Source organism: Hoeflea sp. BAL378 (assembly GCF_000759435.1).
Classification (GTDB): Bacteria; Pseudomonadota; Alphaproteobacteria; order Rhizobiales; family Rhizobiaceae; genus Hoeflea.
Genome location: NZ_JRJG01000123.1, coordinates 1 through 12,393 on the forward strand (window position 1 = coordinate 1; position 12,393 = coordinate 12,393).

Here is a 12,393-nt window from a genome sequence, read left to right on the forward strand (position 1 = left end):
GGCGTAGCCGACAGAGGGGGGTGACGCCCCCTATTCGGACTTGCCGCTTAACCCCCCTCTGTCACCTTGCGGTGACATCTCCCCCGCAAGGGGGGAGATTGGGGACGTGTCCAGCCGATAGCTCCCTTACACAACAGACCGGATAGGCGGTTTACAGTTTTTGCTGGAATTGCCCTTTGTCGGGTTTGTGCTGCGGGATGGGTTGGAGTCTCTCCGAGGTTGGATCGAGGCGACCGATGGGCCTCCTGTAACGAAAAAGGGGAGCCCGCGCTCCCCTTCAAGCCTCGCGTCTTGCCTCCCCCTACAGCCGGCGTTCGACCATCATGGTCTTGATCTCGGCGATCGCCTTGGCCGGGTTCAGGCCCTTGGGGCAGGTCTGGGCGCAGTTCATGATCGTGTGGCAGCGGTAGAGCCGGAACGGATCCTCGAGGTTGTCGAGCCGCTCGCCGGTGGATTCGTCCCGGCTGTCGATCAGCCAGCGATAGGCCTGCAGCAGGATGGCGGGGCCCAGGAAGCGCTGGCCGTTCCACCAGTAGCTCGGGCACGAGGTCGAGCAGCAGGCGCACAGGATGCACTCGTAGAGCCCGTCGAGCTTGGCGCGCTCCTCGTGGCTCTGCTTCCATTCCTTCACCGGCGTCGGCGACACGGTCTTGAGCCAGGGCTCGATCGAGCGGTGCTGCGCGTAGAAATTGGTGAGGTCCGGCACCAGGTCCTTGACCACCGGCAGATGCGGCAGCGGATAGACCTTCACGGCCCCGTCGATCTCGTCGAGGCCCTTGGTGCAGGCGAGCGTGTTGGTGCCGTCGATGTTCATGGCGCAGGAGCCGCAGATGCCCTCGCGGCAGGAGCGGCGGAGCGTCAGAGTCGCGTCGATCTTGTTCTTGATCCACAGCAGCCCGTCGAGCACCATCGGCCCGCAATCGTCGGTGTCGATGTGGAACGTGTCGATGCGCGGGTTGGCATCGTCATCGGGCGACCAGCGGTAGACGCGGAATTCGCGGGTGTTCTTGGCGCCCTCAGGCTTCGGCCAGACCTTGCCTTCGGTGAGCTTCGAGTTCTTCGGGAGTGTGAATTCAACCATGGTTCATGTCCCTCTTAGTACACCCGCGCCTTCGGCGCGATCCGGTCGAGATCGATGCCTTCGGCGATCAGCTCGGTGTGGACCGGGCGGTAGTCGAGCTTGACCGCGCCCTTCTCGTCGACCCAGGCCAGCGTGTGCTTGCGCCAGTTGACGTCGTCGCGGCCGCCATAGGGGCCGCCGACATAGTCCTCGCGGGCGTGGCTGCCGCGGCTTTCCTTGCGGGCTTCCGCGCCATAGACCGTGGCGATCGCGTTGGCCATCAGGTTCTCGAGCTCGAGCGTCTCCATCAGGTCCGAGTTCCAGATCATCGAACGGTCGGTGACCTTGACGTCGGAGAGTTCGGTCCAGATCTGCGAGATGCGGCGGCAGCCCGATTCGAGCGATTCCTGGGTGCGGAACACCGCGGCGTCCTCCTGCATGGCGCGCTGCATCTTCTCGCGCAGGTCCGCCGTGGGCTGCGTGCCGTTGGCGTGGCGCAGCCGGTCGAAGCGGGCGATGATCTTTTCGGACGAGGCCTCATTGATCGGCGGGATCGCCGAGGTGCGGTCGATCACCTCGCCGGCGCGGATGGCGGCGGCGCGGCCGAACACCACGAGGTCGATGAGCGAGTTCGAGCCCAGCCGGTTGGCGCCGTGCACCGAGGCGCAGCCGGCTTCGCCGACCGCCATCAGGCCCGGCGCAACGCGGTCGGGCGCATCCGGCGTCGGGTTGAGCACTTCGCCCCAGTAATTGGTGGGGATGCCGCCCATGTTGTAGTGCACCGTCGGCAGAACCGGGATCGGCTCGCGGGTCACGTCGACGCCGGCGAAGATCTTGGCGCTCTCGGAAATGCCCGGCAGCCGCTCGTGCAGCACCGCCGGATCGAGATGGTCGAGATGCAGGTAGATATGGTCCTTGGCCTTGCCGACGCCGCGGCCCTCGCGGATTTCCATGGTCATGCAGCGCGAGACGACGTCGCGCGAGGCGAGGTCCTTGGCCGACGGTGCATAGCGCTCCATGAAGCGCTCGCCCTCGGAATTGACGAGGTAGCCGCCCTCGCCGCGCGCGCCCTCGGTGATCAGGCAGCCGGCGCCGTAGATGCCGGTGGGGTGGAACTGCACGAACTCCATGTCCTGCAGCGGCAGGCCGGCACGGGCGATCATGGCGTTGCCGTCGCCGGTGCAGGTATGCGCGGAAGTTGCCGAGAAATAGGCGCGGCCGTAGCCGCCGGTCGCGAGCACCACCATCTTGGCGGCGAAACGGTGCAGCGTGCCGTCGTCAAGGTTCCAGGCCACCACGCCGGTGCAGCGACCGTCCTCTTCCATCAACAGGTCGAGCGCGAAATACTCGATGAAGAACTCGGCATTGTGCTTGAGCGACTGGCCGTAGAGCGTGTGCAGGATGGCGTGGCCGGTGCGGTCGGCCGCCGCACAGGTGCGCTGCACCGGCGGGCCTTCGCCGAAATTCTGCATGTGGCCGCCGAACGGGCGCTGGTAGATGCGGCCGTCCTCGGTGCGCGAGAACGGCACGCCGTAATGCTCGAGCTCGTAGACCGCCTTGGGCGCCTCCATGGTCAGGTACTGCATGGCGTCGACGTCGCCGAGCCAGTCCGAGCCCTTGACGGTGTCGTACATGTGCCACTGCCACGAATCGGGCGTCATGTTGGTGAGCGAGGCGGCGATGCCGCCTTGTGCGGCAACGGTATGCGAGCGGGTCGGGAACACCTTGGTGATGCAGGCGGTGCGGAAGCCCTGTTCGGCCATGCCCAGCGCCGCGCGCAGCCCGGCGCCGCCGGCGCCGACGACGACCACGTCATAGGCGTGATCGACAATGGTATAGGCCTTTCCGGCCTTGGAATCGGTCGTCTGTGTCTTAGCCATGCCTCAGAAGTCCCTCACGCGCCGAATGCCATCTTGAGCAGGGCGAAGATTGAAACGAGCGCCAGCACGCCCGTGAAAAAGCTGTTGAGCATCAGAAGCGTCCATTTCATCCGCTCGGCGAAGATGTAGTCCTCGATGATGACCTGCATGCCGAGCTTCATGTGCCAGACGATGATGAGCAGCGTGGCCAGCGTCAGCACCGACACCAGCGGATTGGCGAAGGTGGCGCGCACCTCCTGATACGTAGCCCCGTTGAGCGAGATGACCAGAACGAGGAAGAAGAGCGTGAGCGGGATCGCCGCGACCGAGGTGACCCGGGAGTGCCAGAAGTGCATCGTCCCGTCCTTGGCCGATCCGAGCCCGCGAACCTTTGCGAGCGGTGTGCGCATGTCTGCCATGGTTGTTCTCCTCAAGCCCACAGGTAGCCGATGATCCAGACCGCGATCGTCAGCACCACCGACGAGACGATCTGCAACTGGGCGATCCGGGTCGAGCGTTCCTTCTCGAAGCCGTAGCCGATGTCCCAGGCGAGATGCTTGATGCCGCCCAGCAGGTGATGGACCAGCGCCCAGCTGAAGCAGAACAGCACGAACAGGCCGAACCACGAGCCGAAGATGCCGCTGACCCATGCGAAATAGGCCTCGCCCGAGGCGGCAGCCATCAGCCACCAGACGATCAGCAAGGCCCCGAAATAGAGCCCGAAGCCGGTGACCCGGTGGAAGCCCGACATCAGGAATGTCGGCGTGAACTTGTAGATCTGGAGATGCGGCGACAGCGGCCGCTTCTGTGTCACATTGGTCATCGGGACCTCGTCCTTCTTTCCCTCAAGGAACGCCACCGGCAGGCTTCGCGACGGGCGGAACCGGTGGCCGTGACAGCGTTTTAGTGACTTATGTGCACCGCGTCAAAGCCCGGTTTGCCTTTGAGGACAAACCTTTGGTCGAAGCCCGGAGCCGCGGTCCGCCCATCCCCGCGGTTCAATCGGTTCAAACCCTTCAATCGCCGCGGATGCGCGCCGCGCGGCCCGCGAAATCCCTCAGCCGGTATGCTCGAATCGGATTTCCCAGCTCGAAAAATCCGCTTTTGTGGCGATTTTTTCGTAAAGTTTCCGGCCATCCTCGGGCAGGCGCGGCGCATTGAGAACGATTCGCTCCCAGCCATGGGCGTCGCTTTCCTCCACCAGCATGTCGATCATCGCCTGGGCGATTCCCATGTTGCGGTGCAAATGGCTGACATAGAGATGGTCGACCTGGCCGATGCGCATGCCGGTGACCGGGTCGGGCAGGTCGTAGAACATCACGAAGCCCACCAGCTCGCCGTCGAGCCGGGCGCCGAAGATCTGCGCGACGCGGTCCTGCAGCAGCGTCTCGGCGTAATAGTCGTCCGGCCTGCGCGGCGCGCCGCGCTTGAGCGACTGCACGTAGTCGGCGAGCAGCGGTGAGAAATGATGCGCGTCGTTGAGGCGCAGCAGCGAGATGTCGATCTTGTCTGGCGTATCCATGGGAGTCCTGTTGGTTTGGCGACATGCTTTTCGCAAACGGCGGGGGGGGTCAAGCCATAGCCGCCCCGCCCGGCCCGATCTTAAGGTTAAAATCGATCTAATTGCCAAGGCTCTTCCCGCGGGAACCGCAATCGGCGACAATCGTTTGGACTGAAACGGCTTTTTCGGAAACCGCAAATCCCAGGACACGCGGGAGCAGGACCATGGCGAAGACGGCGACATCGACACTCCTCATCGGACTTGCGGCCTGGCTGCTGCTTGCCCCGGCCCATGCCGGGACCCGGCCACCGGCCTTTGCGCCGGCCGCCGAAGCCGCGCAGCCGCTGCCGGTGAGCGACCGAAGCCGGGACCGCGACTGGCGCATGGGCGACCGCGGCGACCGCCATGACGGACGCCGGGACGATCGCCGCAGGCAATGGTCGGGCAACGACCGTCATGACGGCCGGACCGACTGGGGCCGGCGCGGCGCGGACGGACAGCAATGGGGCATCCGCCGCACCGACCGGAGCGACATCTACGACCGGCGCGACCGGGACTTCCGGAGCGACAGGAACGACCACCGGGGCCGCGACCTCCACCGGCGCGACCGCCGCCCTGCCGACACCTATTCCGGCGGAGGCGGGGTCTGGCACGATCCCGGCAACGGCACCTATGTCTACAGCGGCGATGGCCGCGCGGGCGGCAGCGGCATGCGGATCATCGAGGTCCCCACCCGCCGCGGCCCCAAGGTGATCGGCATCGCCCCCGGCAGTTTCGAGGGCGCCTGCGACTATTCCGGCGACGTCTGCGTGATAAGGCCGAAGCGGTAGGACCGGCGTTTCCGTTGGTCAGGTTTTCGGTATACCCCGCCGCAACGTCGTCCTCGGGCCTGTCCCGAGGATCTACTGGTCCCGCGGGTTGTCCGCTGGACCGGCTTTTCCAGGTCGGTCGCCAGTAGATCCTCGCCACAGGGGCGAGGACGGCGGCGTTGAGGCATGGGGATGACGTAACCAGGACGATGAGCGACGGGTGCGGAACGCGCCGCTTCGTCCTCGAAGCGGTCGGAAGCGGCACTGTTGAGACAGGCAGGAGCGGGATTGGAAGGACGCTAGGAAGCACCGAGCCCCACCACTTCGTCATCCTCGGGCCTGTCCCGAGGATCTACGGGCCCCTCCGGTTTTCAATTGGACCAGTTTTTCCTGGGCAAGCGACGGTAGATCCTCGCCACAGGGGCGAGGATGACGACGGAGGCCTGAGGCCTATTTCCAGTCGCGGATGTCGACGAAATGGCCGGCGATCGCCGCCGCTGCGGCCATGGCCGGGGAGACGAGGTGGGTGCGGCCCTTGAAGCCCTGGCGGCCTTCGAAATTGCGGTTCGAGGTCGAGGCGCAGCGCTCGCCCGGGGCGAGACGGTCGTCGTTCATGGCGAGGCACATGGAGCAGCCCGGCTCGCGCCATTCGAAACCTGCCGCGAGGAAGATCTGGTCGAGCCCCTCGTCCTCGGCCTGCTGCTTGACCAGGCCCGAGCCCGGGACGATCATCGCGCTGACGGTGGAGGCCACCTTCTTGCCCTCGACCACCTTGGCTGCGGCGCGCAGATCCTCGATGCGGCCATTGGTGCAGGAGCCGATGAACACCCGGTCGATGGCGATGTCGGTGATCTTGGTGCCGGGCTTGAGGCCCATGTAGTCGAGCGCGCGCCATTTCGAGGTGCGCTTGGATTCGTCGGCGATGTCGTCGGGATTGGGAACCACGCCGGTGACCGAGATCACGTCCTCGGGCGAGGAGCCCCAGGAGACGATCGGCGGCAGGGCGGCGGCGTCGAGCCGGACGACCTTGTCGTAATGGGCGCCCTCGTCGGAGACGAGCGACTTCCAATATTCGACCGCCATGTCCCAGGCCTTGCCCTTGGGCGCCCGCGGCGTGTCCTTGAGATAGGCGAAGGTCTTCTCGTCGGGCGCGATCAGGCCGGCGCGGGCGCCGCCTTCGATGGTCATGTTGCAGACCGTCATGCGGCCTTCCATCGACAGCGCGCGGATGGCGTCGCCTGCGAATTCGATCACATGGCCAGTGCCGCCGGCGGTGCCGATCTCGCCGATGATGGCGAGGATGATGTCCTTGGCAGTCACCCCTTCGGGCAGCTCGCCATTGACCTCGACCAGCATGTTCTTGGCCTTTTTCTGGATCAGCGTCTGCGTGGCGAGCACATGCTCGACCTCCGAGGTGCCGATGCCGTGGGCCAAGGCCCCGAAGGCGCCATGCGTCGAGGTGTGGCTGTCGCCGCAGACGATGGTGGTGCCGGGCAGGGTGAAGCCCTGCTCGGGGCCGACGATGTGGACGATGCCCTGGCGCTTGTCGCTTTCGTTGAAATACTCGACCTTGAACTCGGCGGCGTTGGTGGCCAGCGCCTCCACCTGGATGCGGCTTTCCTCGTTCTTGATGCCGAGCACCCGGTCCGGCGTCGTCGGCACGTTGTGGTCGACCACGGCGAGCGTCTTTTCCGGCGCGCGCACGGTGCGGTGCGCGGTGCGCAGGCCCTCGAAGGCCTGCGGGCTGGTGACTTCGTGCACCAGGTGACGGTCGATGTAGAGAAGCGCGGTTCCGTCATCCTGCTGGTTGACGATATGGTCGTCCCAGATCTTGTCGTAGGTGGTGCGCGGTGCGGTCATGGCGGTGGTCCGTTGTGATGGAACAGGGGAAGGGTCGGAGGCAGGCCCGCGAAGGCGGGGCAGTCGGGCCTCAGGCGGCGCGGCTGGTGAACGCCCCGGAGACGCGCGCGAAAAACCGCGCCGGCAGGCGCTTGTGGTCCTGCAGCACATAGATCTGCGGCGAGAGACAGCGAAATTTCGATCCCATGCCGGGGCTCATATCAATTTTTGGCCCGACCGGCAATGATGTATCGGCGATGTTTCGGCTCGCGCGCCGGGATCCGCGTCGCCTGGTCGACGCGACAGGCTCAGCCTTGGTCGCCCTGCGCCTGCTTCTTGGGGTCGGGACCGGAGGACCGGAGCGCGATGGTCTTGGGCTGCTTCAACGCGAGCCTGGTCTCGAGACTCCGCGCCAGCGCCAGCACCAGCGCGCCGAGCAGGCATGACATCAGCGCCACCAGCCAGAGCCCGAGGCCCGCCGACAGCCCGGACGCGCCCGCCAGCCACATGCCCGCCCCGGTGGTCAGGCCCTGAACCTTGCCGCGCCGCATCAGGATCGAGCCCGCGGCGAGGAAGGCCACGCCGGCGGTGATCGCCTCGACCAGCCGCAACGGATCGGAGCGGATGTGGTCGCCCGAGAAGGACGGGAGCGCGGTGATCTCCAGCGTGATGATGGCGAACACCGCCGCCGCCAGCGCGATCATCATGTGGGTGCGCAGGCCCGCCGGCCGGTCCGCCAGTTCGCGCTCGATGCCGAGCACGCTGCCGATGCAGGTGGCGAGCACCAGGCGCGCGGCGATCACCTGCCACGGCAGTTGCGGAGAGCGGATGAATTCCTCGAGAAGCGCGTCCATTTCCGCTCAACGCCGACGGCGTCCTCGGGTTCCCTCGGCCCGGCCTGGTGCGGAAGCCAAGCACGGAAACAGGCCATTGCGGCGGGGCGGACGCGCGGCGGCCCGCGCTCACGGCCAGGGCTGGCCGCGCTCGACGAGCTTGCGGTCGAAGGCGGCGCGCACGTCGCTCACGCCGATGCGACCGTCCGGGGCGAGGCCGATGTCGCGCCGGAGCCAGGCGTCGTGCTCGCAATGGCGCACGGTGGCGCGCCCCTCAATCAGCCGCCCCAGCGCCCGGCATAGCTTCGCCAGCCCGAAAAGCCGCCGGAAACGGCTTTGCGGCGCGGATGTCTGGTCACGCATCACGCTTTCCTTTTGATATGTCCTGGGGCTAGATAGGCTGTGGGAAACCTGCAATTCCAACGGAATTCCCGTCTGGGCCCATCAAGAGAGCTTATGCATGAAACTGTCGCGCAAATATCCGCTCAATGCCCTGCGCGTGTTCGAGGCGGTGGCGCGGCACAGGAGCTTTTCCCGCGCCGGCGACGAGCTCGGCATGACCCAGACGGCGGTGAGCTACCAGATCAAGCTGCTGGAGGAGATTCTTGGCGAGCGGCTGTTCCTGCGCCAGCCGCGCCAGATCGTCACCACCGAAGCAGCCGAGCGCATGCTGCCCAATGTCGCCAAGGCCTTCGAGCTCCTGGACGAGGCCATGCTCGCCGGCCGCCAGGCGGGAAACGAGACGCTGGAGATCCATTCCTCGCCCACCTTCGCCTCGCACTGGCTGGCGCGCAATCTCGGTGGTTTCCAGCTCGAGAGGCCCGGGACCGCGGTGCGGCTGCTCAGGGTGAGCAAGATCACCGATTTCAGCCGCGACCCCGCCGACGTCTCGATCCGCTGGGGCGTCGGCCCCTGGCCGGAGCACGAATGCCATCTGCTGGGACGGTTCACCTTCGCGCCGATGCTGAGCCCGGCACTGGCTCAAAGCATCGGTGGCATCGACCGGCCGGAAGACCTGCTGCGCCTGCCGATCATCGGCGCGCAGCAGACCTCCTGGCTCACCTGGTTCGCCTCCGCAGGCGTGGACGCGCCGGACCTGTCGACGCATACGCGGCACAATTACGTCGAGCAGGACCTCTGCGCCAACGCGGCCCTTGCTGGCCAGGGCGTGGCCATGCTCAACCACATCTATTTCGCCGAGGAGCTCGCCGCGGGCCGGCTGGTGGCGCCGTTCAATCACCGGTGCTCGGACGAGATCGGCGTGTGGCTGGTGCTGCCGCCAAGCCGCCGCAACACGGCCAAGATCAAGGCGTTCCGCGACTGGATCACCGCGGCCGTCGCCGCCGACCGGGCGAGGTCCGAGCCGCAGGGCTGAGCGGCGGGACCGGTCCCTGGCTCAGGCCAGCACCTCGAAGACATGGGCGGTGACCAGCACGTCGGGTTCATCCAGCGCGAAGGCGCGGAACGGCGGGCTTTGCTCGACGCGCCGCCAGACGCCGCGCGCGCCGAGATCGGCAATCACCCCGGCGAAGCCGCCCGAAGCAAAGATCGTGTCGCGCACGGTGAACACGGCCATGCCGCCCGGCCGGGTGATGCGGCAGAGTTCGCTAAGACTCGACGCCGGGGCGTGGCCTTCGGTGAAGACGCCGGTCGACAGGAACGCGGCGAAATGCCCGTCCGCCCAGGGCAGGGTCTCGCCCAACGTGGCGCGCTTGAGCGCGTCATAGGCGCCGCGCGCGGCGGCGAGATCGAGCATCGACTGGGAGAAGTCGAGCCCCTCGACAGGGCCGTAGCCGAGCGCCTTGAGATAGGGGCCGGACAGGCCGGTGCCGCAGCCCGCATCGAGCACCGGCCCGGCATCGGGCCGGACATGGCGGGCAAGCCAGGACAGCGCCTGGAACGGCAGGCAGTAGCCCGAGGTCAGCGTGTCGCGGTCGTAGCCCGCCGCCCAGGCGGCATAGGCGGCGCTCAACTCGTCCGCGGATTTCGCCGCATAGACCTGTTCCAGCGCGTCGTGACTGCGGTCGGCCATGGTGGTTCCTTCCAAAGGCTGGCGATCCGGCGGGGCCGTCGGGATCGCCGGCTACTTTGTCGAATTGAGCCGCATTTGGAAATAGTCCCGCTGGGCTTCCGGAATCCGGTCGATGTTGACCCGTCCCTTGCGCAGGTCATACAGGAACCGCTCTTCGGCATTGGGCTGGAACTGGAAGCTCGGGTTCATCTGCGGGGTGAGGACCGGGTCGTAGAGCCGGCCCGACTGGATGGCGTCAAGCCTGCGGCCGAGCCGCTCGGCGGAAGCCGGGACCGGGATCAGCAACAGGCCGACGAGGGCGATCAGGAGGGCGTGTCTCATGAAATGTCCTTTCGCACGGGGGCTTTTCCTTCACGTGGGGTCCGCCGCCCCGATTGCCAGGGGGGAGGCGGAACGCCGGGCGCGGTCAGTCGCTGCGGGCGCCCCGCTCCTCGTCCGAGCGCCTCAATCGTTTTTCGAGCGCCCGCAGCCCCAGCGACAGGCCGACAGTCAGCAGCAGGTAGACATAAGCCACGATCGAATAGGTCTCGAAGAAGCGGAACGAGCCCGAGGCGTAGACCTTGCCCATCTGCGTAAGATCGGCCACGCCGAGCACCGAGACCAGCGAGGAATCCTTGATCATGGCGATGAAATCATTGCCGAGCGGCGGCAGGATGGTGCGGATCGCCTGCGGCAGCACGATGAAGCGGAAGCGCTGGAACGGGGTGAGCCCGAGCGCCTTGGCGGCTTCGACCTGGCCCGAATCGACCGAGAGGATGCCGGCGCGGAACACCTCCGAGATGAAGGCCGAATAACCGATGGTGAGCGCGATGATCGCCCGCCACAACAGCGACACGTCGCGCACCTGGATCGGCTCGGCGAGGCCCGCCGAAACCAGCGGCGCCGCCAGGAAATTCCAGGCCGCGACGAAGCCCGGCGCGCCGACGAAGGCGATGTAGAACAGAAGCACCAGGATCGGGATGCCGCGGATGATCTCGACATAGAAGCGGGCGACCTGCCGGAGCACGAGATGGCGCGACAGGCCCATCACCGCCAGCAGCAGCCCGATGGCGGTGGCGAGCGTGAAGCCCGTGAGCGTGACGAAGATGGTGATGCCGACGCCCTTGGAGACGATCGAGAAGATCTGGCTGTAGAGATCGTCGAGCACGATCTGGACTGCGAGCACCAGCGCAAGCCCGCCCGCGGCCAGAAGCCACCAGGGAAAATCCGCTTTCCGGGTCGAGCGGGGCGGAGCCGTCACGAGCCCGGGCCCGTGGCGGGCGCGCAATGAACCTCATGCGGCCCGCAGGCGCCCTCGAGAGCGCCCGGGCGGGAATCGACTGGCAGCAGTGTCACGACCGCCTCAGCCGCCGAGCTTGTAGTCGAGGAACCACTTCTTGTTGAGCGCGTCCATGGTGCCGTCGGCCTTCATCGCGGCGATCGCCGCATTGACGGGGGCGACCAGATCCGAGCCCTTGGGGAAGATGAAGCCGAAATCATCGGCGCCGAGCGGGCCGCCGACGAGCTTCAATCCGCCGTCGGATGCTTCGACATAGCCCTGGCCCGCGACGCCGTCTGTCAGCACCATGTCGACATCGCCGGTCCTGAGCGCCTGCACGGTGGCGCCGAAGGTCTCCATCAGCTTGATGCGCGGGTTCTGCTCGTTGCCGTCGAGCACGTCGTAGACGGCGACATAGAAGGGCGTGGTGCCGGGCTGGGCGCCGACCAGGCCGTCCTCGAAGGCGGCGAAGCTTTTCGCGTCTGTAAACCGGGTCTCGTCGGCCCGCACCAGCATGAACATCTCCGAGCGCAGGTAGGGATCGGAGAAATCCACCTTCTCCTTGCGGTCTTCCTTGATCGAGATACCGGTCATGCCGATCTGGTACTGGCCGTCGGAGACCGCCTGGATCATCGCGTCCCAGGAGGTGTTCTGGTAGGTGACGGTGAAATTCAGCCGCTTGGCGATCTCGTTCATCGCGTCATATTCCCAGCCGATCTGCTCGCCGGTCTTGGGATCGATGAACTGCAGCGGCGGATAGGCGTTCTCGGTGACGACGGTGACCGCCTTGCCGCCGAGATCGGGGAGGTCCTGCGCCCGGGCGGGGAGGCTCAGCGCGATCGCCGCAGCGGCGGCGGCCAGGGTGAATTTGAACAGTGACATGACGGGGTCCCTCATGAGGTCTCGGGATGGATGTCTTCCGGCCGGCGCGCCGCGCACGGGGCCATGCGAAGCGGCCACTTTGCAATGCGGACCGGCGCGCCGCAAGGGGAAACACCCGGGCCGCGACCGCCGGCCCCGCGTTTCGTCAGCCTTGGGCCTCTCCCGAGGATCTGCGGGAGGCGCGCCGTAGGGGGTGGTCCTTTGGTTTCCGAGCCGGCGATAGTTGCATTCGGTCCCGGTGCGCCGCCCCCTCATCCGGCCCTTCGGGCCACCTTTGTAACTTGAATTCCGCCGCGTGTGATATTGTGTATCCCGCGGTG

Annotated in this window: 14 protein-coding genes; 2 read left to right on the top strand and 12 right to left on the bottom strand. The window is 66.5% G+C overall.

Annotation, left to right across the window (positions count from 1 at the left end):
• Positions 1 to 301: 301 nt before the first annotated feature.
• From LL06_RS21125 to LL06_RS21145, 5 genes are all read right to left on the bottom strand, one after another.
• Positions 302 to 1,081: a succinate dehydrogenase iron-sulfur subunit gene (locus LL06_RS21125; RefSeq protein WP_035531518.1), complete on the bottom strand. Its 780-nt coding sequence runs from the start codon at positions 1,079 to 1,081 to the stop codon at positions 302 to 304.
• Positions 1,082 to 1,095: 14 nt separating this feature from the next.
• Entirely contained in the window at positions 1,096 to 2,940 is a 1,845-nt protein-coding gene (gene sdhA, locus LL06_RS21130; RefSeq protein ID WP_035531520.1) for a succinate dehydrogenase flavoprotein subunit, read from the bottom strand.
• Positions 2,941 to 2,954: 14 nt separating this feature from the next.
• The gene (gene sdhD, locus LL06_RS21135; RefSeq protein ID WP_035531523.1) at positions 2,955 to 3,338 is read right to left on the bottom strand and encodes a succinate dehydrogenase, hydrophobic membrane anchor protein; all 384 of its coding nucleotides are present in this window, start codon (positions 3,336 to 3,338) and stop codon (positions 2,955 to 2,957) included.
• An 11-nt stretch (positions 3,339 to 3,349) separates the two neighbouring features.
• Positions 3,350 to 3,742 carry a succinate dehydrogenase, cytochrome b556 subunit gene (gene sdhC, locus LL06_RS21140; RefSeq protein ID WP_035531525.1) on the bottom strand — a complete coding sequence of 131 codons (393 nt, stop codon included), beginning with the start codon at positions 3,740 to 3,742 and terminating at the stop codon, positions 3,350 to 3,352.
• A 234-nt stretch (positions 3,743 to 3,976) separates the two neighbouring features.
• Positions 3,977 to 4,441: a GNAT family N-acetyltransferase gene (locus tag LL06_RS21145; protein WP_035531527.1), complete on the bottom strand. Its 465-nt coding sequence runs from the start codon at positions 4,439 to 4,441 to the stop codon at positions 3,977 to 3,979.
• Positions 4,442 to 4,644: 203 nt separating this feature from the next.
• On the opposite strand from LL06_RS21145, the gene LL06_RS21150 reads away from it, so the two are divergent.
• On the top strand, positions 4,645 to 5,250 hold the full coding sequence (locus tag LL06_RS21150; RefSeq protein WP_035531529.1) for a hypothetical protein: 606 nt from the start codon (positions 4,645 to 4,647) through the stop codon (positions 5,248 to 5,250).
• Between the two features lie 429 nt (positions 5,251 to 5,679).
• On the opposite strand, the gene leuC is transcribed toward LL06_RS21150, so the two are convergent.
• The 3 genes from leuC to LL06_RS21165 form a co-directional block, all read right to left on the bottom strand.
• A complete protein-coding gene (gene leuC / locus LL06_RS21155) occupies positions 5,680 to 7,089 on the bottom strand; it encodes a 3-isopropylmalate dehydratase large subunit (RefSeq protein ID WP_035531531.1) in 1,410 nt (469 codons plus the stop codon).
• A gap of 287 nt (positions 7,090 to 7,376) precedes the next feature.
• Positions 7,377 to 7,922 (bottom strand): MgtC/SapB family protein, encoded by a 546-nt coding sequence (locus tag LL06_RS21160; protein ID WP_081964119.1) that lies wholly within the window; start codon positions 7,920 to 7,922, stop codon positions 7,377 to 7,379.
• 108 nt (positions 7,923 to 8,030) lie between these two features.
• On the bottom strand, positions 8,031 to 8,264 hold the full coding sequence (locus LL06_RS21165) for a hypothetical protein (RefSeq protein ID WP_035531532.1): 234 nt from the start codon (positions 8,262 to 8,264) through the stop codon (positions 8,031 to 8,033).
• Positions 8,265 to 8,361: 97 nt separating this feature from the next.
• On the opposite strand from LL06_RS21165, the gene LL06_RS21170 reads away from it, so the two are divergent.
• Complete coding sequence (locus LL06_RS21170; protein ID WP_035531535.1) at positions 8,362 to 9,276, top strand: LysR substrate-binding domain-containing protein; 915 nt, start codon at positions 8,362 to 8,364, stop codon at positions 9,274 to 9,276.
• A 21-nt stretch (positions 9,277 to 9,297) separates the two neighbouring features.
• Here the strand turns inward: LL06_RS21170 and LL06_RS21175 are convergent, their stop codons facing one another.
• From LL06_RS21175 to LL06_RS21190, 4 genes are all read right to left on the bottom strand, one after another.
• The gene (locus tag LL06_RS21175) at positions 9,298 to 9,933 is read right to left on the bottom strand and encodes a class I SAM-dependent methyltransferase (protein WP_035531538.1); all 636 of its coding nucleotides are present in this window, start codon (positions 9,931 to 9,933) and stop codon (positions 9,298 to 9,300) included.
• A 51-nt stretch (positions 9,934 to 9,984) separates the two neighbouring features.
• Positions 9,985 to 10,254, bottom strand: a complete 270-nt coding sequence (locus LL06_RS21180) for a hypothetical protein (protein ID WP_035531541.1) — start codon at positions 10,252 to 10,254, stop codon at positions 9,985 to 9,987.
• 85 nt (positions 10,255 to 10,339) lie between these two features.
• Entirely contained in the window at positions 10,340 to 11,173 is an 834-nt protein-coding gene (locus LL06_RS21185; RefSeq protein WP_035531549.1) for an amino acid ABC transporter permease, read from the bottom strand.
• 102 nt (positions 11,174 to 11,275) lie between these two features.
• Positions 11,276 to 12,073, bottom strand: a complete 798-nt coding sequence (locus LL06_RS21190) for a transporter substrate-binding domain-containing protein (protein ID WP_035531544.1) — start codon at positions 12,071 to 12,073, stop codon at positions 11,276 to 11,278.
• Between the last annotated feature and the right edge of the window lie 320 nt (positions 12,074 to 12,393).

What these genes read in the sequence shown, in the direction of transcription:
- LL06_RS21190 (WP_035531544.1), bottom strand. Translation starts at nt 12,073, where the DNA reads ATGTCACTGTTCAAATTCACCCTGGCCGCCGCCGCTGCGGCGATCGCG.
- LL06_RS21165 (WP_035531532.1), bottom strand. Translation starts at nt 8,264, where the DNA reads ATGCGTGACCAGACATCCGCGCCGCAAAGCCGTTTCCGGCGGCTTTTC.
- LL06_RS21145 (WP_035531527.1), bottom strand. Translation starts at nt 4,441, where the DNA reads ATGGATACGCCAGACAAGATCGACATCTCGCTGCTGCGCCTCAACGAC.
- LL06_RS21175 (WP_035531538.1), bottom strand. Translation starts at nt 9,933, where the DNA reads ATGGCCGACCGCAGTCACGACGCGCTGGAACAGGTCTATGCGGCGAAA.
- LL06_RS21150 (WP_035531529.1), top strand. Translation starts at nt 4,645, where the DNA reads ATGGCGAAGACGGCGACATCGACACTCCTCATCGGACTTGCGGCCTGG.
- sdhD (WP_035531523.1), bottom strand. Translation starts at nt 3,338, where the DNA reads ATGGCAGACATGCGCACACCGCTCGCAAAGGTTCGCGGGCTCGGATCG.
- sdhA (WP_035531520.1), bottom strand. Translation starts at nt 2,940, where the DNA reads ATGGCTAAGACACAGACGACCGATTCCAAGGCCGGAAAGGCCTATACC.
- LL06_RS21170 (WP_035531535.1), top strand. Translation starts at nt 8,362, where the DNA reads ATGAAACTGTCGCGCAAATATCCGCTCAATGCCCTGCGCGTGTTCGAG.
- leuC (WP_035531531.1), bottom strand. Translation starts at nt 7,089, where the DNA reads ATGACCGCACCGCGCACCACCTACGACAAGATCTGGGACGACCATATC.
- LL06_RS21180 (WP_035531541.1), bottom strand. Translation starts at nt 10,254, where the DNA reads ATGAGACACGCCCTCCTGATCGCCCTCGTCGGCCTGTTGCTGATCCCG.
- sdhC (WP_035531525.1), bottom strand. Translation starts at nt 3,742, where the DNA reads ATGACCAATGTGACACAGAAGCGGCCGCTGTCGCCGCATCTCCAGATC.
- LL06_RS21125 (WP_035531518.1), bottom strand. Translation starts at nt 1,081, where the DNA reads ATGGTTGAATTCACACTCCCGAAGAACTCGAAGCTCACCGAAGGCAAG.
- LL06_RS21160 (WP_081964119.1), bottom strand. Translation starts at nt 7,922, where the DNA reads ATGGACGCGCTTCTCGAGGAATTCATCCGCTCTCCGCAACTGCCGTGG.